25 protein-coding genes are annotated in these 24,526 nt (G+C 65.7%); 15 read left to right on the forward strand and 10 right to left on the reverse strand.

Going from position 1 to position 24,526, the window contains the following annotated elements; all coding sequences use genetic code 11:
- Positions 1–383: 383 nt before the first annotated feature.
- From PVV74_RS21000 to PVV74_RS21025, 6 genes are all read right to left on the reverse strand, one after another.
- Positions 384–1,367 (reverse strand): NAD(P)H-quinone oxidoreductase, encoded by a 984-nt coding sequence (locus PVV74_RS21000; RefSeq protein WP_274594545.1) that lies wholly within the window; start codon positions 1,365–1,367, stop codon positions 384–386.
- Positions 1,368–1,473: 106 nt separating this feature from the next.
- Entirely contained in the window at positions 1,474–2,217 is a 744-nt protein-coding gene (locus PVV74_RS21005) for a proteasome-type protease (protein WP_170067269.1), read from the reverse strand.
- A gap of 12 nt (positions 2,218–2,229) precedes the next feature.
- Complete coding sequence (locus PVV74_RS21010) at positions 2,230–3,027, reverse strand: transglutaminase family protein (protein ID WP_103764894.1); 798 nt, start codon at positions 3,025–3,027, stop codon at positions 2,230–2,232.
- 9 nt (positions 3,028–3,036) lie between these two features.
- Positions 3,037–3,978 carry an alpha-E domain-containing protein gene (locus tag PVV74_RS21015; protein ID WP_103764895.1) on the reverse strand — a complete coding sequence of 314 codons (942 nt, stop codon included), beginning with the start codon at positions 3,976–3,978 and terminating at the stop codon, positions 3,037–3,039.
- 4 nt (positions 3,979–3,982) lie between these two features.
- Positions 3,983–5,407, reverse strand: coding sequence for a circularly permuted type 2 ATP-grasp protein (locus PVV74_RS21020; protein ID WP_274594546.1), 1,425 nt, complete (start codon positions 5,405–5,407; stop codon positions 3,983–3,985).
- A 120-nt stretch (positions 5,408–5,527) separates the two neighbouring features.
- On the reverse strand, positions 5,528–6,442 hold the full coding sequence (locus PVV74_RS21025; RefSeq protein WP_274594547.1) for a LysR family transcriptional regulator: 915 nt from the start codon (positions 6,440–6,442) through the stop codon (positions 5,528–5,530).
- Between the two features lie 113 nt (positions 6,443–6,555).
- On the opposite strand from PVV74_RS21025, the gene PVV74_RS21030 reads away from it, so the two are divergent.
- Genes PVV74_RS21030 through PVV74_RS21040 form a run of 3 tightly spaced genes read left to right on the forward strand, consistent with a single transcriptional unit; the run spans position 6,556 to position 9,081 of the window.
- Positions 6,556–7,488 (forward strand): ring-cleaving dioxygenase, encoded by a 933-nt coding sequence (locus PVV74_RS21030; RefSeq protein WP_274594548.1) that lies wholly within the window; start codon positions 6,556–6,558, stop codon positions 7,486–7,488.
- Between the two features lie 4 nt (positions 7,489–7,492).
- Positions 7,493–8,095 (forward strand): alpha/beta hydrolase, encoded by a 603-nt coding sequence (locus PVV74_RS21035; RefSeq protein ID WP_274594549.1) that lies wholly within the window; start codon positions 7,493–7,495, stop codon positions 8,093–8,095.
- A 14-nt stretch (positions 8,096–8,109) separates the two neighbouring features.
- The gene (locus tag PVV74_RS21040; protein ID WP_274594550.1) at positions 8,110–9,081 is read left to right on the forward strand and encodes a pirin family protein; all 972 of its coding nucleotides are present in this window, start codon (positions 8,110–8,112) and stop codon (positions 9,079–9,081) included.
- 43 nt (positions 9,082–9,124) lie between these two features.
- Here PVV74_RS21040 and PVV74_RS21045 read toward each other — a convergent pair whose 3' ends face one another.
- The gene (locus tag PVV74_RS21045; protein WP_274594551.1) at positions 9,125–10,507 is read right to left on the reverse strand and encodes a YihY family inner membrane protein; all 1,383 of its coding nucleotides are present in this window, start codon (positions 10,505–10,507) and stop codon (positions 9,125–9,127) included.
- 131 nt (positions 10,508–10,638) lie between these two features.
- The gene (locus tag PVV74_RS21050; protein WP_103764901.1) at positions 10,639–12,249 is read right to left on the reverse strand and encodes a GMC family oxidoreductase; all 1,611 of its coding nucleotides are present in this window, start codon (positions 12,247–12,249) and stop codon (positions 10,639–10,641) included.
- Between the two features lie 90 nt (positions 12,250–12,339).
- Here PVV74_RS21050 and PVV74_RS21055 point away from each other — a divergent pair, with 90 nt between their 5' ends.
- The 4 genes from PVV74_RS21055 to PVV74_RS21070 all read left to right on the forward strand — a co-directional run bounded on the left by PVV74_RS21055 (position 12,340) and on the right by PVV74_RS21070 (position 16,487).
- On the forward strand, positions 12,340–13,572 hold the full coding sequence (locus PVV74_RS21055; protein ID WP_103764902.1) for a TRAP transporter substrate-binding protein: 1,233 nt from the start codon (positions 12,340–12,342) through the stop codon (positions 13,570–13,572).
- A 102-nt stretch (positions 13,573–13,674) separates the two neighbouring features.
- Positions 13,675–14,343 (forward strand): TRAP transporter small permease, encoded by a 669-nt coding sequence (locus PVV74_RS21060; protein ID WP_103764903.1) that lies wholly within the window; start codon positions 13,675–13,677, stop codon positions 14,341–14,343.
- Positions 14,343–15,701 (forward strand): TRAP transporter large permease, encoded by a 1,359-nt coding sequence (locus PVV74_RS21065; protein WP_103764958.1) that lies wholly within the window; start codon positions 14,343–14,345, stop codon positions 15,699–15,701. Before PVV74_RS21060 ends, PVV74_RS21065 begins: the two co-directional genes overlap by 1 nt.
- 12 nt (positions 15,702–15,713) lie before the next feature.
- The gene (locus PVV74_RS21070; RefSeq protein ID WP_103764904.1) at positions 15,714–16,487 is read left to right on the forward strand and encodes an IclR family transcriptional regulator; all 774 of its coding nucleotides are present in this window, start codon (positions 15,714–15,716) and stop codon (positions 16,485–16,487) included.
- Between the two features lie 67 nt (positions 16,488–16,554).
- On the opposite strand, the gene PVV74_RS21075 is transcribed toward PVV74_RS21070, so the two are convergent.
- Both PVV74_RS21075 and PVV74_RS21080 read right to left on the reverse strand, forming a co-directional pair.
- Entirely contained in the window at positions 16,555–16,962 is a 408-nt protein-coding gene (locus PVV74_RS21075) for a rhodanese-like domain-containing protein (RefSeq protein ID WP_103764905.1), read from the reverse strand.
- Between the two features lie 20 nt (positions 16,963–16,982).
- Positions 16,983–17,204 (reverse strand): hypothetical protein, encoded by a 222-nt coding sequence (locus PVV74_RS21080; protein WP_274594552.1) that lies wholly within the window; start codon positions 17,202–17,204, stop codon positions 16,983–16,985.
- 169 nt (positions 17,205–17,373) lie between these two features.
- On the opposite strand from PVV74_RS21080, the gene PVV74_RS21085 reads away from it, so the two are divergent.
- The 8 genes from PVV74_RS21085 to PVV74_RS21120 all read left to right on the forward strand — a co-directional run bounded on the left by PVV74_RS21085 (position 17,374) and on the right by PVV74_RS21120 (position 24,457).
- Positions 17,374–18,297 (forward strand): hypothetical protein, encoded by a 924-nt coding sequence (locus PVV74_RS21085; RefSeq protein ID WP_274594553.1) that lies wholly within the window; start codon positions 17,374–17,376, stop codon positions 18,295–18,297.
- A 122-nt stretch (positions 18,298–18,419) separates the two neighbouring features.
- Positions 18,420–19,373 carry an AAA family ATPase gene (locus PVV74_RS21090; RefSeq protein ID WP_245890574.1) on the forward strand — a complete coding sequence of 318 codons (954 nt, stop codon included), beginning with the start codon at positions 18,420–18,422 and terminating at the stop codon, positions 19,371–19,373.
- Positions 19,370–20,272: a DUF58 domain-containing protein gene (locus tag PVV74_RS21095; RefSeq protein ID WP_103764908.1), complete on the forward strand. Its 903-nt coding sequence runs from the start codon at positions 19,370–19,372 to the stop codon at positions 20,270–20,272. Before PVV74_RS21090 ends, PVV74_RS21095 begins: the two co-directional genes overlap by 4 nt.
- Positions 20,269–20,631 carry a hypothetical protein gene (locus PVV74_RS21100; protein ID WP_103764909.1) on the forward strand — a complete coding sequence of 121 codons (363 nt, stop codon included), beginning with the start codon at positions 20,269–20,271 and terminating at the stop codon, positions 20,629–20,631. Before PVV74_RS21095 ends, PVV74_RS21100 begins: the two co-directional genes overlap by 4 nt.
- Positions 20,624–21,589: a VWA domain-containing protein gene (locus PVV74_RS21105; protein WP_103764910.1), complete on the forward strand. Its 966-nt coding sequence runs from the start codon at positions 20,624–20,626 to the stop codon at positions 21,587–21,589. Before PVV74_RS21100 ends, PVV74_RS21105 begins: the two co-directional genes overlap by 8 nt.
- Positions 21,586–22,479 (forward strand): VWA domain-containing protein, encoded by an 894-nt coding sequence (locus PVV74_RS21110; protein ID WP_274594554.1) that lies wholly within the window; start codon positions 21,586–21,588, stop codon positions 22,477–22,479. The genes PVV74_RS21105 and PVV74_RS21110 overlap by 4 nt, the downstream gene beginning before the upstream one ends.
- Positions 22,476–23,150: a hypothetical protein gene (locus tag PVV74_RS21115; RefSeq protein ID WP_274594555.1), complete on the forward strand. Its 675-nt coding sequence runs from the start codon at positions 22,476–22,478 to the stop codon at positions 23,148–23,150. Before PVV74_RS21110 ends, PVV74_RS21115 begins: the two co-directional genes overlap by 4 nt.
- A 107-nt stretch (positions 23,151–23,257) precedes the next feature.
- Complete coding sequence (locus PVV74_RS21120; protein ID WP_274594556.1) at positions 23,258–24,457, forward strand: hypothetical protein; 1,200 nt, start codon at positions 23,258–23,260, stop codon at positions 24,455–24,457.
- Positions 24,458–24,526: the final 69 nt, after the last annotated feature.

The following is a 24,526-nucleotide window of genomic DNA, read 5'->3' on the forward strand; positions in this document are numbered from 1 at the left end:
GTTTGACCTGCGAGACGATGATGAAAGGCGAGGACCTTGCCACGTTCCACGCGAACCAGAAGGTCGCGCACGAGAAGCTGATCGAAAAGGTCGGCGCCGCGTCCATCACCGGCGAGTAAAACAAGGGATATCACCGAAGAATTAACGGTGGTTGAAGGTCAAGGGCGGCGCAGGTGATGCGCCGCCCATTTCAGTGGTCGATCAGGTTAACGGTGCCGGATTCTTCGAAAATGGCACGTCGGTATCGCGTCGGTATCGCTGGAGGTACTGCGTCGGTGCGCATTTCAAACTCCGCGCGATTTAACGGAACGTGCGCTGCAAAAGTCTTTCAAAGACTTTTGCCAAGACTTTTTCTTCAAAAGTCTTGGCCTGTGGAACGCGGGTCAGGGGCGGAGCAGGATCTTGCCGCGGTGGGTGGCGGATTCCATCAACTCGTGTGCCGCCGTCGCTTCCTCGAACGGGAATACCTTGTGAGTGTAGGTGCCGACCGTGCCCTCGGCCAGAAGCGGCCAGACTTTTTCCAGGAGATCTTCCGCCACGCGGGTCTTGAACGTGTCGGGGCGCGACCGCAGGGTGGAGCCGGTATAGGTGAGCCGCTTGAGCATCACGGGCATCAGGTCGATTTCCATCTTCGAGCCGCCGTTGAACGCGAGTTGCACGATGCGGGCATCGGCATGGGCGGCCTTGATGTTGCGGGCCACGTAATCGCCGCCGATGATGTCGAGGATGAGATTGGCACCGCCGGCCTCGCGGACGATGGGCACGAAATCCTCGGTCTTGAAGTCGATGGCGCGTTCGGCGCCGAGCTGCGTTACATAGTCGGCGTCGTCCTTGCCGGTGCAGGTGGTGAAGACGCGCATGTCCAGGGCGCGGCCCAACTGGATTGCGGTGGAGCCGATGCCGCCGGCGCCGCCATGGACAAGCAGGAGGTCCTTGGGGGCCGGGGGCCTGTCGAGGAAGAGGTTGGACCAGACGGTGAAATACGTCTCGCAAAGGCCGGCGGCATCGGTTGCATCCATGCCCGTTGGAATGGGCAGGCAATGGGTGGCGTCGACGGCCACGTATTCGGCATAGCCGCCGCCATTGGTCAGCCCGCAGATCGCATCGCCCACGGCCCAGCCGGTCACGTTGTCGCCCACGGCGGCGACCTCGCCCGAGACCTCGAGCCCCAGAAGGTCGGAGGCCCCCTTGGGCGGCGGGTAGTGGCCACGGCGCTGGACGAGATCGGGGCCGTTGACGCCCGTGGCGGTGACCTTGATGAGCACCTCGGACGGCGCGGGTTCGGGGACGGGGCGTTCGCCTATCTCCAGCACCTCGGGTTTGCCGGGTTCGCGCATTTCCACGGTTTTCATCGTCTCGGGCAGCATTTGGGTCGTCCTTTTCTTGAGCTTGACCCTGAATGTGCATTTAATGCGAGGGGTTTCAACCGGATTGGCCGGGATGGTGGGTTTTCACCCACCCTACGAGAGGCGGCTAGCCGAGTTCTGACAAGTCCACATCGGGCAGGCTGTCGAGGGCGTTCTTCAGCGCCTCGCCCCAGCCCTCGGAGACGGCCTGGAAATAGGGGCTGTCGGCCTCGATCCGGCCAGTCTGGCCGATTGTCAGGCTGTCGGTTTCGTAGATGTGGTAATCGAAGGGCGCGCCCACGGTCAGGTTGGCCTTGAGCGTGGAATCGAAGCTGACCAGCAGGAGCTTCATCGCGGCCTCGAAGCTGAGATCCGGATCGAAGGCGCGCACCAGGATGGGGCGGCCGTACTTGGTTTCGCCCATCTGGAAGAAGGGCGTGTCGTCGCCCGCCTCGATGAAATTGCCCTCGGGGTAGATCAGGAAGAGGCGGGGCGGGCTGCCGGCGATCTGGCCGCCCAGCATGATGGTGGCGTTGAACGTGCCTTCGGCGCGCTGGCCGGATTCGCCCGTGCGCTCGATCACCTCGCGCAGGGTGTCGGCGACCATGCGCGCGGCCTGGAACAGCGAGGGGACGCCCAGCAGGGAGGGCGTGCGGTCGCCGGGGGACTTGGCGCGCTCGTCCAGCAGGCTGATGACGGATTGCGTGGTGGCGAGGTTGCCTGCGGACAGTAGCGTGATCATCCGCTCGCCGGGGCTTTCCCAGCTTGTCAGCTTCTTGAAGGTCGAGATGTTGTCCAGCCCGGCATTGGTGCGGGTGTCCGACATGAAAACGAGGCCCCGGTCGAGAACCATTCCCACGCAATATGTCATGCCCGTCCTTCGCTATTGTTGGGTGACGTCGATCTCGACCTCGAGCTGTTCCTCGGGGCCGCCGATTCTGGTGCCTGTGATGGGCGCAGCATCGGCGTAATCGAGGCCCGTTGCAACGCGGACGTAGCGTGTGTCGGGCGAAATTCCGTTGGATATGTCGAAGCCGACCCACCCCAGCGCGTCGACATGCGCCTCGGCCCAGGCGTGCATCGCCTCCTGCGCGGTGCGGTCGTCGAGCATGAGGTAGCCCGAGACGTAGCGGGCCGGAAAACCCATGGCGCGGGCGCAGGCCAGGAAGATGTGGGTGTGGTCCTGGCAGACGCCCTTGCCGTGGGTGATGGCATCCTCGGCGGACCAGCTGGGCTCGGACGCGCCGACCTCGAAGGGCACGCTGTCGCGGATCGTCTTGCTGAGCGCGTGCAGGCGGTCGAGCGGGTCCGGCTCGTCGACCTTGCGGATCAGGGCGCGGGCTCCGGATTTGGCCTCGGTCCGCTTGGTGGGCTGTTCATAGAGCCAGAGCGGCGCGGGGCCGAGGTGCCGCCCCAGGATGCCGCTGACATCCTCGAGTACGACCTCACCTTCGCTGCTGACTGTGAGCTCGGTCGTGTCGCGGTCGAAGCTGATGAGCTCGACGGCGTTGTTGTGGTGGTCGGTGAAGTCCAGTTCCTTGCGGCCATTCTCGATGCTGGTGGTCCAGTTCAGGATGTGCTGGGCGCGCGTGGTCTTGGGCGTCTTGCGCAGCTGTTGCAGGCCATAGGTCACGGGGCCGGAAAAGCGGTAGCGGGTGATGTGCTTGATTTGCAGATGCATGGGTGTGGGTCACTCGTAGAAGCGGTATTCGCGCTCGATTTCCTGGGCGAGGTCGGCGAGGAGGGCGATGATCTCGGTGATGAATTCGTGCAGGCCGTAGTCGAAGATCGCGTCGACCTCGTGGGCGAGGTACTTGCGGTTGATGAAGTCGAGCTTCTTCATGGCGTCGGAGGGATGCGCGTTGCCGGCATTGAGGCTGCGCAGGTTTTCCTGAAGCTGGGCGGCGCAGAAGGCGAGGCTGCGGGGCAGGCGCTGGTCGAGAATGAGGAAATGGGTGATGTCGCGGGGGCCGGAATCGGCGCCGTATTCCATGCGGAAGCCGCCGCGCGCCGCGACGGAGCGCAGGATGGTTTCCCATTGCACGTTGTCGAGCGCCGAGCCCACGGCGCGCGCCGATGGCAGAAGGACGTAGTATTTCACGTCGAGGATACGCGCGGTGTTGTCGGCGCGTTCAAGGAAGGTGCCGAGCCGGGCGAAATCATAGCGTTCGCCACGCAGCATGGTGCCGTGGGTCATGCCGCGCACCAGCGAGGTGTTCTGGCGCAGGGTGCGCAGGCAGCCGGGCAGGTCGCGTTCGGCCACCTGGCGGGCAAGGTTTTCCTGTGCGTTCATGTAGGCGCTGTTGATCGCTTCCCACATGTCGCCGGTAAGGGCGGTGCGCACCAGTCGCGCGTTCTGGCGGGCGGCGCAGATGCAGGAATAGACGGATGACCCGTTGTTGCGGTCGCGCAGAAGCCAGTTGATCGCGGCCTCCTTGGTGACCTCGCCCTTTGCCGCCTCGAAAGCGGGCCAGACGCCGGCGGATTGCAGCACCGAGCGCCATTCTGCCGCGCTGTCACCCATGCGTGTCAGCGCGATGCGCTGGCCGGTTTCGATCAGGCGGGCGGTGTTTTCGGCCCGTTCGAGGTAGCGGAAAAGCCAGAAGAGGCCGTTTGCGGTTTTGCCTAGCATCGCATCAGTCCTCCAGCACCCAGGTGTCCTTGGTGCCGCCGCCCTGCGACGAGTTCACCACCAGCGAGCCTTTCTTGAGAGCAACGCGCGTCAGACCGCCGGGGGTGATCTGGATGCCGTCGGGATTGACCAGCACGAAGGGGCGCAGGTCGACGTGGCGCGGGCTGAGACCCTTGTTCGTAAAGGTGGGCACGGTCGACAGGCTGAGCGTGGGCTGGGCGATGTAGTTCGAGGGCTTGGCCTCGAGCTTTTTCGCGAAGTCGGCGATTTCCTTTTTCGACGCGGCGGGGCCCACGAGCATGCCGTAGCCGCCCGAGCCGTGGACCTCTTTCACCACCAGTTCGGCGAGGTGCTCGCGGACATAGGCGTAGTCGTCGGCCTCGGAGCAGCGCCAGGTGGGGACGTTGGGCAACAAGGGCTGTTCGCCGGTGTAGAACTCGACGATATCGGGCATGTAGGAATAGATCGCCTTGTCGTCGGCGATGCCGGTGCCCGGCGCGTTGGCGATGGTGATGCCGCCGGCGCGGTAGACATCCATGATGCCCGCGACGCCAAGCTGGCTGTCGGGATTGAAATTGAGCGGATCGATGAAGTCGTCGTCGACGCGGCGGTAAAGCACGTCGATGGGTTTGTAGCCGCGGGTGGTGCGCATCGCCACGCGGCCGTCGACCACGCGCAGGTCGTGGCCCTCGACGAGGTCGACGCCCATTTGGTCGGCCAGAAAGGCGTGTTCGAAATAGGCTGAGTTGTAGATGCCGGGGGTCAGCACGGCCACGACGGGCGCGTCCTTGGTGCCTGCGGGCGCGCAGGCGGCGAGCGAGCGGCGCAGGTTGGTGGGGTAGTTCTGCACCGGCTGGACGCGGTTGCGCGAAAACAGCTCGGGGAACATCTGGAGCATGGTTTCGCGGTTTTCCAGCATGTAGCTGACGCCTGAGGGCGTGCGGGCGTTGTCCTCGAGCACGAAGAACTCGCCCGGGCCGGTGCGCACCACGTCGATGCCGACGATATGGGTGTAGACGCTGCCGGGCGGCTCGACCCCGATCATGTGGGGCAGGAACGCCTCGTTCTTGGCGATCATCTCGGCGGGCAGGCGTCCGGCCTTCACGATTTCCTGCTTGTGATAGATGTCGTGCAGGAAGGCGTTGATCGCGCGCACGCGCTGTTCGATGCCGCGCGACAGCTTGAACCATTCGTTGCCCGACAGGATGCGCGGAATGATGTCGAAGGGGATCAGCCGTTCTTCGGCCTCGGCCCGGCCATAGACGTTGAAGGTGATGCCGGTGAGCCGAAAGAGGTCCTCGGCCTCGCGCTGTTTGGCGCGCAGGCGGGCGGGGTCTTCGGAGTCGAACCACTCGTGGAAGCTGGCATAGGGATCACGCAGGGTTTGGCTGGTGCCCCACATTTCGTCGAAGAAAGGTTCTGATGACATGTTCACCTCCGGCGTTTCATAGAAGCAGGCAGGCGCGAAGCTGGCAAGATAGTGCATTGCCGGAGGCTGAGTGGGTTAGGCTAAGGGGCCGGAACTGCTGGATTTTTGTGCATAGGCTGATCAGCCAAAACGGAAGAAGACCGGCGCGGTGCGGCGGATATAGTCCTCGAAGAAGGTGGTGAAGGTGGCCACAAGCGGCGGAAACGCCTCGTAGGGCGGGTAGAAAAGCGTGAGCCAGAGGGGGCTGACCTGCCACTCGGGCATGAGGATCGTGACCTCGCCCGAGGCAAGCCCGTCGGCCACGAGAAAGTCCGGCAGAACGGTGATGCCCTGGCCCAAGCGGGCCATCTGGCAGAGCAGGTCGCCATTGTTGGTGATGAGGCTGCTGCCCGCCTGGACGCTGCGATGGGCCTGCTCGCGGGTGAACTCCCAGGTCTCCGGCGTGCCGGTGGCGCTGTAGGAGAGGCACATCTCGCGCGGCAGGTCGGCGGGGTCGGTGGGTGCGGCGGTGCCCGCAAAGAGCGACGGGGCGGCGACGGCGTGGCGCGGCACCTCGCAGATCTTGCGCCAGATGGTGGATTTGTCCGACGGTGGGCCGGAGATGCGGATCGACAGGTCATAAGGGTCTTCGATGATGTCGACGAAGCGGTCGGTCAGGGTGACGCTGAGATCGACCCGGGGGTAGGCGTCGCGGAAGGCGGCGATCAGGCCCGGCATCAGGCGCAGGCCCAGCGACATGGGCGCGTTGAGGCGCAGGCGGCCGGCGTCGGGATGGGCGGCGTGCATCAGCGCGTCGGTGGTGGCATCGAGTTCCGCCAGAAGGGGGCGATAGCGGGCCGCCACCACGGCGCCGGCATCGGTGAGCGAGACCTTGCGCGTGGTGCGCAGGAGAAGCTGCTGGCCAAGGCTGTCTTCGAGCTTGGCGACGATGCGCGTGACGCTGGAGGGGGTCATGTCGAGCGCGCGGGCGGCGGCGGCGAAGCTGCGCCGCTCGGCCACTTCGAGGAAGACGCGGATGGGTTTGATATCCTGCATGAGAGTATTATTGCCCCATGTGCAATAGTCTATGCAAGTTTGTTGCTATTCCCCTACGAGGGACTTTGCCCCAGATTGCACGGTAACAGTTCTTCAACCGAAAGGGCGACAGGATGATTACCGAGATCAAGGGTCTGCATCACGTGACGTCGATGGCGGGCGACGCCAATGACAACAACGCGTTCTTTACCAAGGTGCTGGGATTGTGCCGGGTGAAGATCACGGTGAATTTCGACGCGCCGGAGGTCTATCACCTTTATTTCGGCGACGAGGTGGGCACGCCGGGGGCGGTGATGACGACCTTCCCCTTCGGCCAGATGCCGCGCGGCACGCGAGGCGTGGGCGAAGTGGGCGTGACCGAGTTCGCCGTGCCACATGGCGCGTTGGGCTATTGGAAAGACCGGCTGGCCGCCGCAGGCGTGACCGGGCTGGCCGAGGACGAAGCCTTTGGCGAAAAGCGTCTGGGCTTTGACGGGCCGGATGGCGACGGGTTCGCGCTGGTCGAAACGGACGTGCGCGGGCGCACGCCCTGGACCGGTGCGGACGTGCCGGAAAGTGCCGCGATCCTGGGCTTTCACGGCGCGCGCTTTGCGCTGCGCGATGCCGATGCGACGGGAGAGCTGTTGCGCTTCATGGGGTATCAGAAGATGGACACCCAAGGCGACCTGACGCGCTACGTGATAGAGGGCGGCAATGCCGCCGACACGATCGACCTGCAGGAGGCGCCGAGCGCCAAACCGGCCCAACAGGGCGCGGGATCGGTGCATCACATCGCGTTCTCGGTCGAGGATCGGGCGACGCAGCTGGACGTGCGCAAGCGGCTGGTGGACACAGGGTATGACGTGACGCCGGTGATCGACCGCGACTATTTCTGGTCGATCTATTTCCGCACGCCGGGCGGTGTGCTGTTCGAGGTGGCCACCAACGAGCCCGGGTTCGACCGGGACGAGGATACGGCGCACCTAGGATCGGCGCTGAAGCTGCCGGATCGCTACGAGCCGCACCGTGCGAAGATCGAGGCGCATCTGCCGCAGCTGGTGGAGTGAGGCGATGGCGCTGGATCTGTACCATGCCAAGACGCGGGCGCCCGATGCGGGCGCGCCGCTGGTCTTTGCCTTTCACGGCACGGGCGGGGACGAGTCGCAGTTCTTTGACGTTGTCCGGCAGGTGAACCCACGGGCGGGGATCGTCTCGCCCCGGGGGGACGTGTCGGAACATGGCGCGGCGCGGTTTTTCCGGCGCACGGGCGAGGGGGTCTATGACATGGACGACCTGGCCAGGCGCACGGAGGCGATGGTGCGCTTCGTCGAGGCGCGGAAGGCCGTGTTTCCGGGCGTGCAAACATATGGCTTCGGCTATTCCAACGGGGCGAATATACTGGCCTCGGTGATGATGGCGCGGCCGGAGCTGTTCGACCGGGTGGGGCTGCTGCACCCGCTGATCCCGTGGGAGCCAGCGCCGGTCGCGGGGCTGGACGGGCGACGCGTGCTTGTCACGGCGGGGCGGCAGGATCCGATCTGTCCCTGGCCGCTTAGTGCGCGGCTCATCGAATGGCTGGCGGCGCAGGGTGCGGACGTCGAGACAGTAATCCATGATGGCGGGCACGAGATACGGCCCGAGGAAGTGCAGGCGCTGGCGCGTCATTTGACCTGAAACAGGAGAGCGAGATGAGTTGGAACCCGACGCAGAACCCCGATTGTCCCGATGCCGCTGGGCTGGAGGGCATAGAAACGCTAATCATCCCGCGCGCGCGGGACCTGGGCGGCTTCGAGGTGCGGCGCGCGTTGCCGAGCCCCGAGCGGCAGATGGTCGGCCCGTTCATCTTTTTCGACCAGATGGGGCCGGCGGAGTTCATCACCGAGGGCGGGATCGACGTGCGGCCGCATCCGCATATCGGGCTGGGGACGGTGACGTACCTGTACCAGGGCGAGTTCGAGCATCGCGACAGCCTGGGCACGCACCAGATGATCTATCCCGGCGAGGTGAACTGGATGCTGGCGGGGCAGGGCGTGACCCACTCGGAGCGCACGAGCGAAGAGACGCGGGGCACGCGGCATAACCTCTTTGGCATCCAGACATGGATTGCCTTGCCAGAGGACCGCGAGGACATGGCGCCGGATTTCGAGCATCACAAGGAGGCGGCGCTGCCGTTCCTGAACGATGGCGGCGCGGAGGTGCGGTTGATCCTGGGCACGGGCTGGGGTGAAAAGAGCCCGGTAACGATGCAATCCGAGATATTCTATGCCGATGCGGTGCTGGCGCCGGGGGCAAGTTTTCCCTTGCCCGACGAGCACGAGGACCGGGGGCTGTACGTGACGCAAGGCAGCGTCGAGATCGCGGGCGAGGTGTTCGAGGCGGGCCGGATGATGGTGTTCCGCCCCGGCGACCGGATGAGCGTGAAGGCGGGGCCGCAAGGTGCGCGGGTGATGGCGCTGGGCGGTGAGACGTTCAACGGGCCAAGGTATATCTGGTGGAATTTCGTGTCGTCCGATGTCGAGAAGATCGAGGCGGCAAAGAAAGCGTGGAAGGCGGCGGATTGGGACGGCGGACCGTTCAGGCTACCGCCGGGGGATGCTGACGAGTTCATCCCCATCACGGACGACATGGAGCGGATGAAGGTGAAGCGGCCCAAGGGGTAGAGCGTGCGGACGTGGTGGGGTGGAACCCCACCCTACGCAGCGTTCAGTAGAGCTTGATCGCGCCGGAGGTTTCGTCCGGCTCGGGCGTTTTTCCGGCGATGACCGAGGCGACGGACTGGTCGAGGATATCGTCCTCGGCCTTGCGCAGGCGGGTCAGCAGGTCGGGCAGGGTGCCGGTGGTGCCCGCCACCTGCTCCAGCGAGGGGCGGTCGCTCATGTCGCGGGTGCGACCGAGGCTGAGCCCGATGTCGCGGGCCAGTTCGGCCACGGTGACCCGGTGCAGGTCGCGCGAGAGACAAAGTTCGCCGTCCTCGGTTTCGACGATGTAGTTGGCCTCGAGCAGGGCCTCCACCGTGGAGTCACGCGCCAAGAGCGGCACGGCTTCGGCGAGGTCGTCATGGCTGAGCGACTGGCCATTCGGCGCCAGCCGGACCAGCGCGGCAAGAAGGGCGACGGCGACTTGCAGCGTTTCGGCGGGGGTGAGCGGACCGCCCGAGAGCGAGTCGCGGCGGCGCCACCAGTCGGGAAAGGAGGCGGTGAGCACGGCACCGAGGATGATCACCGTCCAGGAAGAATAGATCCAGATCAGGAAGATCGGGAATACCGCGACGGCGCCGTAGATCGTGGAATAGGTCGCGGAAGAGGTAACGAAGGTGTTGAACCCCCATTGCAGCAGTTGGAAGGCGACCGCGGCGAAGGCGCCGCCGATGAGCGCGTTGCGGACCTTGACCTGCACGGCGGGCACGACGCAGTAGAGCAGGGTGAAGACGAAGGTCGTGTTGACCACCGCGAGCACCGTGCGGGGCCAGTCCGAGCGCAGGTTGATCGACGGCAGGTAGCCCGTGTCCTTGGCCCAGTCCTGAAGCGGGCGCATGACGTCGGTGGTCAGCGTGAAACTGGCCCCGATCAGGAGCGGCCCCATGGTCAGGACCGCCCAGAAGGTCAGCAGCCGCACATGCAGGGGACGGGGCCGGGCGACGCGCCAGATGCTGTTGAGCGTGGCCTCGATGGTGGCCAGAAGCAGCACGGCGGTGACCGGCAGGGCAATGATGCCCGCCACGGTCAAGTCACTGGCGTTGCTGGTGAAATCCGAGATGTAGGTGCGCACGTCCGAACCGACTTCGGGGATGAGGATGCCGAAGAACATTTCCTGCATGCGGATCTTGACCGGATCAAAGGCGGGAAAGCCCGAGAGCACGGCGAAGGCGATGACGAGAAGCGGCACCAGCGCCAACAGGGTGGAGTAGGTGAGCGCGCCCGCCGCCTGGGTCAGGCCGTCATTCACGAAGCGGCGCATGGCGAAATAGAAGAAGCTTCCGATATCCTTGAGGATGTCGATCGGGCTGGTTTCGCGCCAGTATTCCAGACGGGATTTCTTGTTCGCCATATCGGGGAGATAGCATAGGTCCCGGACATCGTCTTTCAAACCGATGGCCTGACAGCGGCGATTTCCGCAAAGCGTGGGCTTTGAGACACCCTGGGGTTGAGGTCCCGGGTCAGGCCCGGGACGGGTGGCGCGTAGGGCGGTGTCCCTTGTTTTTTGCCCGGTCGGCGGGCTCAGGCGTCTTCCAGCACGAGTTCGGCGCATTTCTCTCCGATCATGATCGCGGGGGCGTTGGTGTTGCCCGAGACGATTTCCGGCATGATGGAGCAATCGGCCACGCGCAGGCCCGTCAGCCCATGCACGCGCAGGCGGGCATCGACGACGGCATTCGCATCGTCGCCCATCTTGCAGGTGCCGGTGGGATGGTAGATCGAGACCGAATTGTTGCGCGCCCAGTCGAGCGTGGCGGCGTCGTCGTCCATGCCGAGGTCACCCGAGGGCCGGAATTCCTCGGCGATCTTGGTCGACAGGGGCGCGTGGCGGGCGATTCTGCGGGCGATCTTGACGCCCTCGGTGAGGGTGCGGCAGTCGAGGTCGGTCGACAGGTAATGCGGGTGGATCTTGGGATAGGTCTTGGGGTCGGGGCCGTTCAGACGGATCTCGCCGCGGCTTTCGGGCCGCAACTGGCAGACTGACATGGTGAAGGCCGAGAAGGGATGCACGCCCTCACCGGGGCTGTCGGCGGACCACGGCTGGACATGGAACTGGATGTCGGGGGTTTCCACGTCGGGGCGCGTCTTGAGAAAGCCGGTGGCGAGGCTGGCGGCCATGGTCATCGGGCCGGCGCGGAACAGCGCGTATTTCAGCGCGATTCGGGCCTGCGAGGCGAGGCTGCGGACCTCGTCGTTCAGCGTGGGTTCGTTGCACTTGAAGACAAGGCGGGCTTGCAGGTGGTCCTGCAGGTTGCGGCCCACGCCGGGCAGGGCGTGGTGCGGCGTGATGCCGTTTTCCTTGAGGTGGTCGGGGTCGCCGAGGCCCGACAGCATGAGGATCTGCGGGCTGTTGATGGCGCCGCCCGACAGGATGACCTCGCGGGTTGCGCCGATGGTCTGCAACTGGCCGCCCTTGTCGCGGTACTCGACGCCGGTGACGCGTTTGCCGTCGAGAAGCACGCGGGTGACTTGCGCGTGGGTGACGATGTTCAGGTTCTTGCGGTCGCGGATGGGGCGCAGGTAGGCCACCGCCGCGCTGCATCGGCGGCCGTTGCGGGTGGTGAGCTGGAAATAGCCCACGCCCTCTTGATCTTCGCCGTTGTAATCGGGGTTGAACGGGTAGCCTGCTGTCTGGGCGGCGGCGACCCAGGCGTCGCAGATGGGGCGCTGGATGCGCATGTTGGACACCGAAAGCGGCCCGGCGTCGCCGTGATATGCGTCGGCGCCGCGCTCGTTGTTTTCGGCCCGTTTGAAAAGGGGGAGGACATCGTCCCAGCCCCAGCCGGTGTTGCCCATCTGGCGCCAGCGGTCGTAGTCCTGCGGCTGGCCGCGGACGTAGAGAAGCCCGTTGAGCGAGGACGACCCGCCCAGCACCTTGCCGCGCGGCCAGTCGATGGCGCGACCGTTGAGGCCCGGGTCGGGTTCCGTCCGGTAGCACCAGTCGACCGTGGGGTTGTGCATCGTCTTGAAGTACCCGACGGGGATGTGGATCCACGGATTTCGGTCGGGCGGGCCTGCCTCGAGCAGCGTCACGCGCACCTTGGGGTCCTTGCTGAGCCGGTTGGCCAGGACGCAGCCCGCAGAGCCCGCGCCAACGATCACGTAATCGGTATTCACCAGTTTTCCTCCCATTTCACGAAAAAACTCTATGCAGAACGGGAAAGCTATTCTAGTGTTTTTTGAAACGATACGTCTCAAAAGTTGTCAAAATGGGAGGATTAAATGGCAATTTATGACCGAGTGAAGGGCGTTTCGCGCCGGGATTTTTTCAAGATAGCAGGGACTTACGGCATGAGCTCGACGCTCTTGGCGGCGGGTGCCTTTGGTGGCGCGATGACGTCGGCGAACTTGGCCCGTGCGGCGGAATCGACCTACGAGAGGCGATTCTCGAAAGAGGCCAAGCACACGCTGAAGTTCGGTGCGTCGGGTTTCAACCCGCAGAACCTGCTGATCGAGCGGGCGGGCGCGCTTGAATTCGCGCGTGACCTTGAAAGCCGCACGGACGGCGAGATTCGCGTCGAGTTTATCGGCAACAACCAGATCTGCGGCCAGCTGAGCTGTGTCGAGAAGACCCAGCAGGGCATCATCGACATCTATGCCGCGTCGACCCAGAACTCGGCCGGCGGCGCGCCCTATCTGAACGTGCTGGATTATGCCTACATGTTCCCCGGCCGGGCGTCGCAGTACCACTTCCTTTACAGTCCCGAGTCTCAGCGCATCCTGCGCGACCCGCTGGAAAAGCGGCACGGGCTGAAATTCCTGTTCTCGCACTGTGAATTGCGGGGCATCCAGTTGGGTCTGTCATGGGAGGACAAGCCGACGGTGACCAAGCTGGAGGAGCTTTTCGGCACCAAGAACCGGGTCACGGGCACGCAGCTGGGCCGGATCGCCATGCAGGCGCTGAACCTCAACCCGGTGCCGGTGGCATGGGAAGAGACGCTGGACGGGCTGAAGCAGGGCCTGATCGACGGGGCGGAGACCTGGGCCTCGGCCGTGGCTTATGCCAACATGTCTCCGGTGGTCAGCCAGTGTGTCGACCTCAAGTTTTTCTGCGGGACCGAGCACACGTCGATGAGCGCGAGCGTCTTCGACGGGCTGGACGCGCATCTGCAGGAGGCCGTGATGGAAAGCGCCTACTGGGCGCAGACCCACGTGCAGGCGGCGAACGAGGCGGCTTTGGTCAAGACCGTCGGATTCTCGGACCCGCAGCTGCCGAACACGATCTTTGCCGAGAACAACGTGCGCAACGCGTTCCTGGCAGACGACCAGATCAAGATGGCCGAGGAAATGTGTTCGCCGGAATACCAGCCGGACCTGTGGGCCGACTGGCGCGAGCGCCTGAACAACTGGGCCGGTGGCATCGACACCTACCAGGAAATCTATGACATCGCACGCGAGGTCCCCGCGGACATGCTGCCCGAGAATGTCGAGCCGCGTCGCTGGTGGAAATCCTGATACTGACTTAAGAAAAATATCGCCGGCCCCCTGACCCGGGCCGGCGATATGCGGTCAGGGCCGGCGTGATAGGCCGGAAGTCAACGAAAATGGGAGGGCGTCATGTCGATCTTGTCCGACGTGGGAGCAATTTTCTCTGCTGTCGCATCGAACGATGCGTGGATGATCCGGGAAGCGCTGAGTGCCGATGCGGCGTGGTACCTTGGAACGGCGGTGGCCTTGGTCGGGGGGCTGGCTCTGGCGGGGATGTACCGCGCGCTGCCTTTCGTCGAGCGGCACCTGGAGCGCACGATCATGGTGGTGGCTTACCTGGCGGTGGCGTTCATCATTTTCTGGGGCGTGATCGACCGCTTTATCTTTTCCAACCAGCAGCCGTGGTCGACGACGATCCCGCCCTTGCTGTTCATGATCATGGCGTGGTTCGGTGCGACCTATAACGTCGCGCTGCGCACGCATCTGAGTTTTTCCGAATTCCGCAGCCGGATGCCGCGTCCTGCGCAGTTCGCCTGCCTGATGCTGGACGCGGTGCTGTGGTTCACATTCTCGGTGATCGTGATGGTCACAACGGCGCGGGCCGCGGCCCTGTCGGCGTCGAATTTCCAGATCGTGCTGGGCACGGACAATACCCTGCAATGGTGGTTCCTGATCACCGCGCCCATCGCGTTTCTGCTGATGGCGGCGCGGACGTTTCAGAACCTGTTCGAGGATATCGCCAACTGGCGGTCGGGCCGGCCGCTGATCAAGCAAGCCGTGATCGGGGGGGACGTATGATGACCGATGGCACCCTCATTACGCTGATTTCACTGGGCGTGACGTTCCTGTTCATGCTGGGCGTGCCGGTGTTCCTTGTGATCGCCTACTGGGTGATCGGGTGCAGCTTCGTGCTGAACCTGACGCTGGACAACCTTGGCGCTGAACTGCTCAACGTCTTCAACAAGGGGTTCGCCCTGTTGGCGATGCCGCTGTTCATCCTGACCGGGGACCTGATCAACAAGTCGGGGATCGCACGACGATTGTCCGATTTCGCCTATGCCTGTCTTGGGTGGTTACGCGGCGGTCTGGCCATGGCGAGCCTTGGGGCCTGCGGGCTGTTCGCCGCGATTTCGGGGTCGAACTCGGCCACCACGGCGACCATCGGTTCGATGCTGCATCCCGAGATGGTGAAAGGCGGCTATGACGAGCGGTTCTCGGCGGCCACCGCCGCCGCAGGTGGTACGGTGGGGATCATCATCCCGCCGTCGATCATCTTCATCGTCTACGGCTTTCTGATGAACCTGCCGATCTCGGACCTGTTCGTGGCGGGGATCCTGCCCGGCGCGCTGATGGTGTTCGGCATGCAGTTCGCCTGCTGGATCATCTGCCGGATGAACGGCTGGGGCTACCTGATCCCGCTCCAACTGAACCGGGTGCTGAAGACGGCGTTCGGCGCATGGCTGGGGTTCTTTGCGATCGGGCTGGTGCTGTGGGGCATCTATACCGGCAAGTTCTCTCCGACCGAGGCGGCGGGCGTGACGGTTGGCTTCTGCATCATCGCGGGCCTGCTGAGCTGGGTGGTGAGCCGGATCTTCCGGGTCAGGAGCGACAGGCCGTGGGAGGAACGGTCCTATGCGTCGATGTTGGTGGTTGAAGGGTTCACCATTCCTGAAATCCCGGGCATCGTCATGCGCTCGGCCCAGATCACGGGAATCCTCGCGCCGCTCATCGCCATCTCGGTGGTGATGCAACAGATCCTGTCGCTGTTGGGTGCGCAGGAAGTGATCGGCACGTTCCTGACCTCGATGGGCGGCTATTACCCGGTGCTGTTCACCGCGATGCTGATCGTGTTCTTTTCGGGCATGATTCTGGAATCGCTGCCGGTCACGATCATCCTGGCGCCTATTCTTGCGCCGATTGCGGCCAGCGTGGGTGTCGATCCGGTGCATTTCTCGGTGATCTTCCTGGTGGGCGCGTCGATCGGGTTCATTACGCCACCTTATGGGCTTAACCTTTACGTCGCATCCGGCGTGACGGGGGTGCCGTACTTCCGCTTGCTGAAGTATACCGTGCCGTATCTTGTCGCCTTGATCAGTGTCTGGGTTCTGGTGTCTGTTGTCCCCGAACTTGCGCTGGTCTTGTTGCCGAACAGGTAGGAAAGACGTGACATGCCCGACGATCAATCAGAAGACGGAAAGTACCTGATCCCTACCAACCTGCGCCTGCTGGTGCTGCTTGAAGAGGTGGCGAAGGCGGGCGTACCGGTGGCGCCGTCGACGCTGGTCGCGGCGCTGGGCCTGCCGAAGCCGACGGTGCATAGGTTGCTGAGCACGGCGGAGGCGGAGGGGTACTTGCAGCGCGATGTCGACGGGCGCTCGTTCGGGCCGGGCAAGAGGCTGCGGACACTGGCGATCAACACGTTGTCGTCGCAACGCATCCGCACCGAGCGGCTGATGATCATGAAGGGGCTGGCCGAGGATGTGGGCGAGACCTGCAACCTGGCGGCGCCGGGACGGTACGGGATGGTGTATCTCGACCGGGTCGAGACGCATTGGCCGCTGCGCATCCAGTTGCCGGTGGGCACGCAGGTGCCGTTCAACTGTACCGCCAGCGGCAAGATGTACCTGTCATCGCTGCGCACCGACAAGCTGTCCCGGCTGTTGCAGAACCTGGACATGCCGCGGCGGACCGAACGGTCGCTGACCGATGCGGATGCGCTTATGGCGGAGCTGGCGCGCATCAGGGAGCGGAATTATTCGACCGACAACGAGGAATTCATGGACGACATGACCGCCGTTGCGGTGCCGATCCGGGACGATCAGAACCGGCTGGTGACGACCTTGTCGCTGCACTCTCCGATCCAGCGGTGCAGCCTGTCGGACCTAGAGGCTTACCTGCCGCGCCTGCGCGAGGCGGCGCGGCAGTTGGAAGACCTGATCTGAGGACGGACTGGGCGGCCTGACGGGGGCGGGGATGCGCCGCCGAAGATCGCCCTGCGGCCCTCGTGGATCAGGCTTTCTTGTCTTCTGGGAATTCGACCGGACCGCCCTGGTCGGCCCAGGTGGAGAAGCCCTCGCGCAGGTGCGACGCCTCGAACCCCATGTCCTGAAGCGCGGCTGTGGCCAGCGCCGAGCGCCAACCGGACGCGCAATGCAGCACGTAGCGCTTGCCGGGTTGGGCGAAGACGTCGCGGTGATAGGGGCTTTCGGGGTCGACCCAGAATTCGAGCATCCCGCGCGGGGCATGAACACTGCCGGGGATGAAGCCGCTGCGCTGGCGTTCGCGCACGTCGCGGATATCGACGATCACGAGATCGGGGTCTTCGTGCTGCGCGATCAGGTCCTTCGTTTCGACCTCTTGGATGCGGGCGCGGGCGTCGGCGACCATCTGGGCGGCGGTTGTCTTGAGTTGGGTCATCAAAGCTCCTTTGGGGGCGTTCAGGCGTTGGGTCGCGCGTCGAGCCAGGCGATCTGGTCACGAATGAAGTTCGGGTCGGTTTCCATGCGGATGAAGACTGCCGTCAGCGCGGCGACCGCTGCGGGCATGTCGTCGTCCGGGCTGCCATCGGGCATCAGGATTTCGCAGGTGCCGTCGGGGGCGACGGTCAGTGCGAACGTGTCGGACGGGATCACGGTGCCGGTATCGGAATGGGCTTGCATGGGTCTCTCCTGACGGTTTTCCCAGCAATAGAGACGGGGCGGCGGGCTGTCAAAACGACGCGGCGGGCGCGCGCGCGTGGTGCTGTTTGCGCGAACGTGATCGCGGGACCGCTGGGATTTGTGGAAACGTCGACGTGACCGGTCTATGTTGCGCGGTCAGGGAGGTGCCATGCGCGTCGTTCGACTTGCTTTCATGCTGATCTTTGCCGGGCTGGCCGCGCAGGCGGATCAGCGCGAGGATTACCTTGACATGGCGCAGCGCGGCTGGAGTTACGAGCTGCGTACCACGATGATCGGGCGGGACATGGAAATCCCGGTACGGATCAACGGGCGCGACATGGCGGGGGCCGCGCTGTGCGTGGTGGGCGAGAAGCCCCACCCCGAGACCCGCGCGGTGCTGGATGCGTTCCGGGGCCTGATCGGCGACGTTTACGGCAAGCCGCTGCCGATGCGGTTTGCCGGGGACACGGCGCAGGGCTGTGGAGCGGGGCGGGTCGTGTTGTTGCGGCTGTATTCCGGGCGGCCGCCGAACCGGGCGCTGTCGCAGGACGTGGACTGGATGAACAGCGCTTTCGGTCTGGGCCTGCCGCGGGGGCGGGACTATGCGGCGATGTCGCCGGCGATGGCGCAGACGTTCTTTGGCCACCTTGGGCAGGTGACGCATATCATGGTCAAGCAGCCGGGGCCGTCGACGCCCGGAAAGCTGGAGCGCAAATTCTATCGCTCGATCCTTGTGGAAGAGCTGTTCCAGTCGTTCACCTTCGGGATGGATGTGCTGAAGTTCGACCGCGACGCGCGGTTCGTGTCAAAACTGCAGGAATTTCCCGTGAACATGGGCAGGATGCCGTGGAGCTCACGCGGGTTCATGCGGGCGATCCTGGGGTCGAATCCGGTGGGGCTGTGCCGGTTTGACGTTTTCATGCTGCATGCGGTGGCGCAGTCGCCGGGGGCCGAGACAAACGCGCCGGAATTCATAGATTTCATCGACGTGAACTACGAGCGACTGGATGCGCTGAGCGCGGAAAGTTTTACCGATGCGCGGTTTGCGCCACTGATGGACCCGGACTGCGCGGCGGACCGGACGGTGCGTTAGGGATTACGACTTTCGGTTAGGTAGGCGGCGACTGGCCGCTTGCCCTAGCGTTGATGTGATGCGCCGCGCGGTGGGAGAGGCTGCGGGGTGCTGTCAAACGGTGTGTTTCGGGAGGACAGGATGTGCTGAAAGAGGCCGGCCAGCGCGATATCGCGGGATTGTTGCAGCAATTGGGAGATGGGCTGATCGGGCATGAAAGCCTGATCGAGCGAATGACGATCGCGCTGTTGACCGGGGGGCATCTGCTGGTCGAAGGGGCGCCGGGGCTGGCCAAGACGCGGGCGGTGAAATGCCTTGCGAAGGCGGTGGAAGGGTCGTTCGCGCGTATTCAATGCACGCCCGACCTGATGCCGGCCGACCTGACCGGTACGCCAGTCTACAAGCCCGGCGATGGCAGTTTCGAGTTCGTCAAAGGGCCGGTCTTTCACAACCTCGTCTTGGTGGACGAGATCAACCGGGCGCCGCCCAAGGTGCAGTCGGCCCTGCTGGAGGCGATGGGCGAAGGACAGGTCACGGCAGGCAGCGAGACGCACGGTTTGCCCGATCCGTTCCTGGTGGTGGCGACGCAGAACCCGATCGAGCACGAGGGGACCTTTCCGCTGCCCGAGGCGCAGCTGGACCGGTTCCTGCTACACGTGGTGCTCGACTTGCCGGATCTCGAGACCGAGCGGGCGATCCTGAACCTTGTCGAGGCCGAGACGCATGGCGAGGCGGTGGCGTCGGACGCAACGATCAGCCAGCAAAGCCTGAAGGAGGCGCGCAAGGCGGTGGCGGACGTGCATCTGGCCGCGGAGTTGCGTGACTATATCGTGCGGCTGGTGATGGCGACGCGGGGCGGGGATTTGGCCGGGGATATCCAGCACGCGGTGTCGCCGCGCGGCACGCTCGCGCTGGCGGCGGCGGCGCGGGCGCGGGCGTTTCTGAAGGGGCGCGACCATGCGCTGCCCGAGGACGTGGCGGCCTTGGCACCCGATGCGCTGGCGCACCGGATGGTGCTGAGCTGGCGGGCGATGGCCGAGGGGCGCCGGGCAAGGGACGTGGTGGCGGATATCGTCAAAGCGGTGGAGCCGCTGTGAGTGCCGCGTTGGAGCAGCCGGGGGTCCGGCTTGCCGCCGGGGACCTGATCGCGCTGCGCGCCCATGCGCTGACCGGGCCGGGCGGCGCGGAGCAATGCGCGACGCTGCCGGGAGGCCATGCGACGCGGGTCAAGGGGCAGGGGATCGAGGTGGCGGATATCCGGGACTACCTGCCCGGCGACGACATCCGGCATCTGGACCGGGCGAGCACGGCGCGGACCGGCAAGCTGCACGTGCGGCAGTTTCAGGCGGAGCGAGACCGGGTGCGGTACCTTGTGGCCGATATGCGCAGCGAGATGCTGTGGGGCTTGCGCCGGGCGCTGTTGTCGGTGGCGGCCGCCGAGGCGCTGGTTCTGGATGCCTGGCCGCTGATCGAGCAGGGCGGGCGTGTCGGGCTCTTGGCGGTGACGGACCGGGATGTGACCGTGGTGCCGCCACGCGGGCGCATCCGCGGGATGCTGGACGTGATCGGCGGGCTGGTGGAGGCCCATGCACGGGCGCTGGAGGATGCGGCGCAGGACAAGGGCTCGACCGGCGGGGCGCTGTCGCTGGACCGGGCGCTGCACCGGCTGGAGCGGCTGGCGCCATCGGGGGCGGAGATCGTGATCGCCTCGGGGTTCGACGCGCCGGGCGAGGAACTGGTGAAGGTGCTGGACGGGTTGGGGCAAAGGCGGGCAATCCGGCTGCTTTTGGTGTCGAACACCGACGCGTTGCCGGCGGGCCGGTACCCGGTACGGCTGGCCGATGGGCGACGGGCGAATTTGCGGATCGGTGTGAATGACTCGGTTCCGACAATGGTACGCATCGCGGGGCGCGAGGCGCTGGTGGTGGATGCCGGGGCCGACCCACGCGAGACGGCGCGGGTCTTGATCCGCTATCACGATGAGCATGCGGCATGAGCGGCGCGCCCCTTTCCGAAGCGGCGATGCGCGACAGCCTGCTGGATATAAGGTTGCCGCCGGGAGGCGCGGTGGAGGCCGTGGCGGACGTCCTGGTGTCGGCGGGGCTGGCGGGGTGTGCTGCGCTACTGGTGATCGGAGGGTTGCGGCTGGCATTTACGCGACGGCGCAGCGGCGCGACACCGGGGGTTGAGGCGCGTATTGCCGCGCTGGCGGAGTTGCCCGAGGACGCACGGCGCGTGGGTTTGCTGCACTTGCTGAAGGAGGTTGCGCCGGAGCGGTATGATGCGTTGCGCCCCACTCTGTACCGGCGGGAGGCGGAGATCGACGTGGAGGCGGAGGTGAGGGCGCATGTTTGAGCTCGCGCAGCCGCTGGCGCTGTTGCTGCTGCCGCTGCCGTGGTTGGTGCAGCGGTTCGTGGCGGCGCGGAGTGCGGGGGGACGGGCCTTGGTGCTGCCACGCCGTGTCGGCGAGGATCTGCTGGATCGAGCGCGACGCGGCGGCGTGGGCGTGGCGGGCGTGCCGCTGCGCGATGGAGCGTTGTGGATGGCCTGGGCGCTGCTGGTGGTGGCGTTGTCCGGTCCGAGGGATCTTGCGCCGGTGTCGGCGCTGAAGGTGTCGGGACGGGACCTGGCAATTGCGCTGGATCTGTCCGGCTCGATGGTGCGGGACGATTTCGACCTCGACGGCCGGCAGGTGACGCGGCTGGAGGCGGTGCAGACCGTCGGCGCGGAGTTTGCCCGGCGGCGGGGCGGCGACCGGCTGGCGCTGATCGTGTTTGGCTCGGAGGCCTATTACGCGACGCCCTTCACGTTCGACATCGAGGCGGTGGCGCAGGAGATCGAGACCTCGGTGATCGGCATCTCGGGGCGGGCGACGAACGTCTCGGACGGTCTGGGCCTTGCGCTGAAACGGATGAAGGACAGCGATGCGGCGAGCAAGGTGGTGATCCTGCTGTCGGACGGGGTGAACAACGCGGGCGCGACGAAGCCGCTGGGCGTGGCCGAGCTGGCCGCCCGGATGGGGGTGCGGGTGCATACCATCGCGCTGGGACCCAAAGACCTGGAGAGTGCCGAGGAAGGCGAGCGCGGCGTGGTGGATGCGCGGAGCTTGCGGGCGATTGCGGAGGTCTCGGGCGGCGAGAGTTTCCGGGTGCGCACGACCGAGGATCTGCAGCAGGTGGCGGATGCGCTGGACCGGCTGGAGGCGAATGACAGCGACGGGCTGGCTGCCGAAATCTATCGAGATTACTGGCCCTGGCCCGCCGCGGCGGCTGCGTTGCTGTGCCTATTCGTGATCGCGAGGGACCCGGCATGAGCCTGGACGTCACCCTGCTGCGGCCCCTGTGGCTGTTGGCGCTGCCCGTGCTGGCGGGGCTGGCGTGGTGGCTTTGGTCGCAGCGGCAGGGGTTGGGCGACTGGCAGCGGGCGGCGGACCCGGGCATGATCCGCGCGATGGCGGCGCTGGGCCGGGTCGAGGCGCAGCCGGGGCGGTCGGGGCTGTGGGCCGGGATGGCGGTGCTGGTGATCGCGGTGCTGGCGCTGGCGGGACCGGCGGTGGAGCGGCGGGACACGCCCAGTTTTCGCAACCTCGACGGGGTGCTGTTCGTGGTCGATGCCTCGAGCAGTGTGACGGAGGATGACCGCTGGCCGCAGATGCAGGCGCTGGGGCGGTTCGGGCTGGCCAACCTGGGAACGCGGCCCGGGGGAATCGTGGTCTATGGCGGGGACGCCTATCTGGCGACGGGCATGACGCTGGATCATTTGCAGCTTGGGCAGACGTTTTCGTTGATCGGGCCGGAGCTGGTGCCCGACCCCGGCACAAGGCCCGCGCGCGCATTGGCGCTGGCGGTGGCGCGGCTGGAAGAGGCCGAGATCATCGCGGGGGACGTGGTGCTTTTCACAGATGGGGCGGGGTTGGGGCCGGAGAGTTTGCGGCTGGCGGCACGGCTGTCGGAGATCGGGGCAAGGCTGTCGTTGGTTGGGATGGGCGACGCACCAGCGCTCGTGCCCCATGCGCAGGCAGGCGGCGGGCGGGTCTTTGGGCTGAACGACGCGGAGGCGTTGGCCGGCTGGCTGGGGCAGGACATGGCGGCGCGGCTGGAGCGGCAGGATTATCCGCTGATTTTCTGGAGCGACATGGGTCGGTACCTGCTGCTGCTGGCCGCCTTGCCGATGCTGCTGATGTTCCGCAGGCAGGCCGCATGAGGGGGCTGGCGCTGATAACGGCGGTGTTCCTGCTGGCCGGCCTGAGCCTGGGCGGGACGGCGTCGATCGGGCGCGTGCTGTTGGCGGTCGGGTTGCCGGGATGGGCGGCGGAGGTGTTCGACGCGCCGGACTGGCGGGGCGTGGCGCGGTTCCGCGCGGGCGAATACGGCGCGGCGGCGGAGGCCTTCGCGGCAGCCGGGCAGGACTATAACCTCGGAAATGCGCGGGCTTTCGCGGGGGAGTATGCGCAGGCTTTGGAATCCTATGATCTTGCCATTGCAGCTGGGGATCCGCGGGCGCGGGCGAATTTCGATGTGGTCGCGGCCTATTACGCGGGCCTCGCGATTGACCCCGAGGCGCTGGCCCTGCTGCCTGACCGCAAGCGTGGGTCTACTGCCGCAGCTGAGGTGGGGCAGGGCGACGCGCGTGCGGCCTCGACCGGGGACGGGGTCAGCAATACCGGCGCGGTGCTGGGCATGGCCGAGCTGGAAAGCCGTGGCAAGCTGGGCGTACGGCGCGTGTTCAAGGATTACTTCATGGTGGCCGACGAGCGCTGGCTCTTGCAGTTGGAGGACGTGCCGGGGGAATTCATGTCCGAGCGGATCTTGCAGGAACACAAGCGGCGCAGGAAACTGGGACTGTCGCCGCCCGATCCGGAGGATCCGGGATGATGAGTGTTTGTGAGACGCGCGCCTCGGTTCCGCCCCGGCCCTCGAGCCGGGGCCCGTCGCCGGGGAAGGCGAGAGGTCCCGGATCAGGTCCGGGACGGGAGGTTCATGTGTTTGCGCTCGGCGTGTTGGCGCTTGCGATGCTCGTGCTGCTGATGCCGGCAGTGGCGTTCGGGCAGTCGCGCGAAGTGCGGCCGGGGGAATTGGCGCTGGAGGTCAGCGTGGAAGAGCGGCAAGCGACGCCCTACACGCAGGAAATGGTGCTTTTGACCATCCGCGGCACCTATCGGCGCTATATCACCCGGGAAAAACTGGTGCAGCCGGAGCTGGAGGGGTTCAACTGGTCACAGCTGGGACCCGACACCTGGCGCGATGAGCGCGTGGACGGGCGTAAGGTCAAGGTCTTTATCCGGCGCATGGCGGTTTACCCGGAAAGGCCCGGCGAACTGACCATCGGGGCGTTTCGGCACCGGCTGACGCTGACCGACGAGGGCGACGACTGGTTCGAGCACGACGTCGCGTCCGAGCCGATCACGATCAAGGTGGAGCCGGCGCCGGCGGATGGAGACTGGTGGTTCCCGGTGCGGCAACTGGAAGTGTCTGACCAGTGGTCGAACGCGCCCGACCAGCTGACGCCGGGAGAGGGCGTGTTGCGGGTGATCCGCGTCGAGGCGCTGGGCGCCACGCCCGAGATGATCCCGCCGATGCCGGAGCTTAGCTCGCCTTCGGGCATGATTTTTGCCCACCCGGAAAAGCGGCTTATCCAACTGACGCCGGAGGGACCGAAGACCATCGCCTTCTGGCGCTGGACGATCCGGCCGGGCAATGACGTGTCGGCGGTCGTGGAGTCCTTGAGCTTTGACTATTACGACACAACCATGCGCGAAAAGCGAACGGTGGAGATCAACGCGCAGCGGGTGGCCTATGGCGCACGCGTGAGGGCAAGCGGGGCCGGTGCCCCGACGACCGCGCAGGCCGTGCCCGAACCCGCCGAGGCGGTGTTGCCGGGCGGTCCGGCGCTGGCTGCTGCACTGGCGGTTTTCGCGGCGGCGCTGGCGCTGGGGCTGCGCGGTCGGGCGTGGTCGGGCGTGCCGCGGCTATCGGACTGGGTGCCGGGGTGGCACCCTCAGCGACGTGCGCTGCGCCGTGCGGCGCGGGCCGGGCGGGTCGGTGAGGTGCGGAAGGCTCTGGTGGCACTTTCAGGAGCGGATCCGGGAGCCGAGACGTACCGCAAGCGGTTGGCGGAACTGGATCGGGCGGTCTATTCCGGCGCGGCCCCGCCGGGCGACGTGACGCGGTTCGCCCGCTAGTTGCACACGGGCGCCCCCGGCTGTTTCCGATTTCGCGGGGAACTTGCCCGCTGTGCGATTGGCCAAGCA

It is taken from the genome of Roseovarius sp. SK2 (assembly GCF_028807495.1).
GTDB classification, from domain to species: domain Bacteria; phylum Pseudomonadota; class Alphaproteobacteria; order Rhodobacterales; family Rhodobacteraceae; genus Roseovarius; species Roseovarius confluentis.

Excerpts from the sequence above, each read along its gene's own strand:
- PVV74_RS21000 (WP_274594545.1), bottom strand. The coding sequence starts at position 1,367 with ATGCTGCCCGAGACGATGAAAACCGTGGAAATGCGCGAACCCGGCAAA.
- PVV74_RS21005 (WP_170067269.1), bottom strand. The coding sequence starts at position 2,217 with ATGACATATTGCGTGGGAATGGTTCTCGACCGGGGCCTCGTTTTCATG.
- PVV74_RS21010 (WP_103764894.1), bottom strand. The coding sequence starts at position 3,027 with ATGCATCTGCAAATCAAGCACATCACCCGCTACCGCTTTTCCGGCCCC.
- PVV74_RS21015 (WP_103764895.1), bottom strand. The coding sequence starts at position 3,978 with ATGCTAGGCAAAACCGCAAACGGCCTCTTCTGGCTTTTCCGCTACCTC.
- PVV74_RS21020 (WP_274594546.1), bottom strand. The coding sequence starts at position 5,407 with ATGTCATCAGAACCTTTCTTCGACGAAATGTGGGGCACCAGCCAAACC.
- PVV74_RS21025 (WP_274594547.1), bottom strand. The coding sequence starts at position 6,442 with ATGCAGGATATCAAACCCATCCGCGTCTTCCTCGAAGTGGCCGAGCGG.
- PVV74_RS21030 (WP_274594548.1), top strand. The coding sequence starts at position 6,556 with ATGATTACCGAGATCAAGGGTCTGCATCACGTGACGTCGATGGCGGGC.
- PVV74_RS21035 (WP_274594549.1), top strand. The coding sequence starts at position 7,493 with ATGGCGCTGGATCTGTACCATGCCAAGACGCGGGCGCCCGATGCGGGC.
- PVV74_RS21040 (WP_274594550.1), top strand. The coding sequence starts at position 8,110 with ATGAGTTGGAACCCGACGCAGAACCCCGATTGTCCCGATGCCGCTGGG.
- PVV74_RS21050 (WP_103764901.1), bottom strand. The coding sequence starts at position 12,249 with ATGGGAGGAAAACTGGTGAATACCGATTACGTGATCGTTGGCGCGGGC.
- PVV74_RS21055 (WP_103764902.1), top strand. The coding sequence starts at position 12,340 with ATGGCAATTTATGACCGAGTGAAGGGCGTTTCGCGCCGGGATTTTTTC.
- PVV74_RS21060 (WP_103764903.1), top strand. The coding sequence starts at position 13,675 with ATGTCGATCTTGTCCGACGTGGGAGCAATTTTCTCTGCTGTCGCATCG.
- PVV74_RS21065 (WP_103764958.1), top strand. The coding sequence starts at position 14,343 with ATGACCGATGGCACCCTCATTACGCTGATTTCACTGGGCGTGACGTTC.
- PVV74_RS21070 (WP_103764904.1), top strand. The coding sequence starts at position 15,714 with ATGCCCGACGATCAATCAGAAGACGGAAAGTACCTGATCCCTACCAAC.
- PVV74_RS21075 (WP_103764905.1), bottom strand. The coding sequence starts at position 16,962 with ATGACCCAACTCAAGACAACCGCCGCCCAGATGGTCGCCGACGCCCGC.
- PVV74_RS21080 (WP_274594552.1), bottom strand. The coding sequence starts at position 17,204 with ATGCAAGCCCATTCCGATACCGGCACCGTGATCCCGTCCGACACGTTC.
- PVV74_RS21085 (WP_274594553.1), top strand. The coding sequence starts at position 17,374 with ATGCGCGTCGTTCGACTTGCTTTCATGCTGATCTTTGCCGGGCTGGCC.
- PVV74_RS21100 (WP_103764909.1), top strand. The coding sequence starts at position 20,269 with ATGAGCGGCGCGCCCCTTTCCGAAGCGGCGATGCGCGACAGCCTGCTG.
- PVV74_RS21105 (WP_103764910.1), top strand. The coding sequence starts at position 20,624 with ATGTTTGAGCTCGCGCAGCCGCTGGCGCTGTTGCTGCTGCCGCTGCCG.
- PVV74_RS21110 (WP_274594554.1), top strand. The coding sequence starts at position 21,586 with ATGAGCCTGGACGTCACCCTGCTGCGGCCCCTGTGGCTGTTGGCGCTG.
- PVV74_RS21115 (WP_274594555.1), top strand. The coding sequence starts at position 22,476 with ATGAGGGGGCTGGCGCTGATAACGGCGGTGTTCCTGCTGGCCGGCCTG.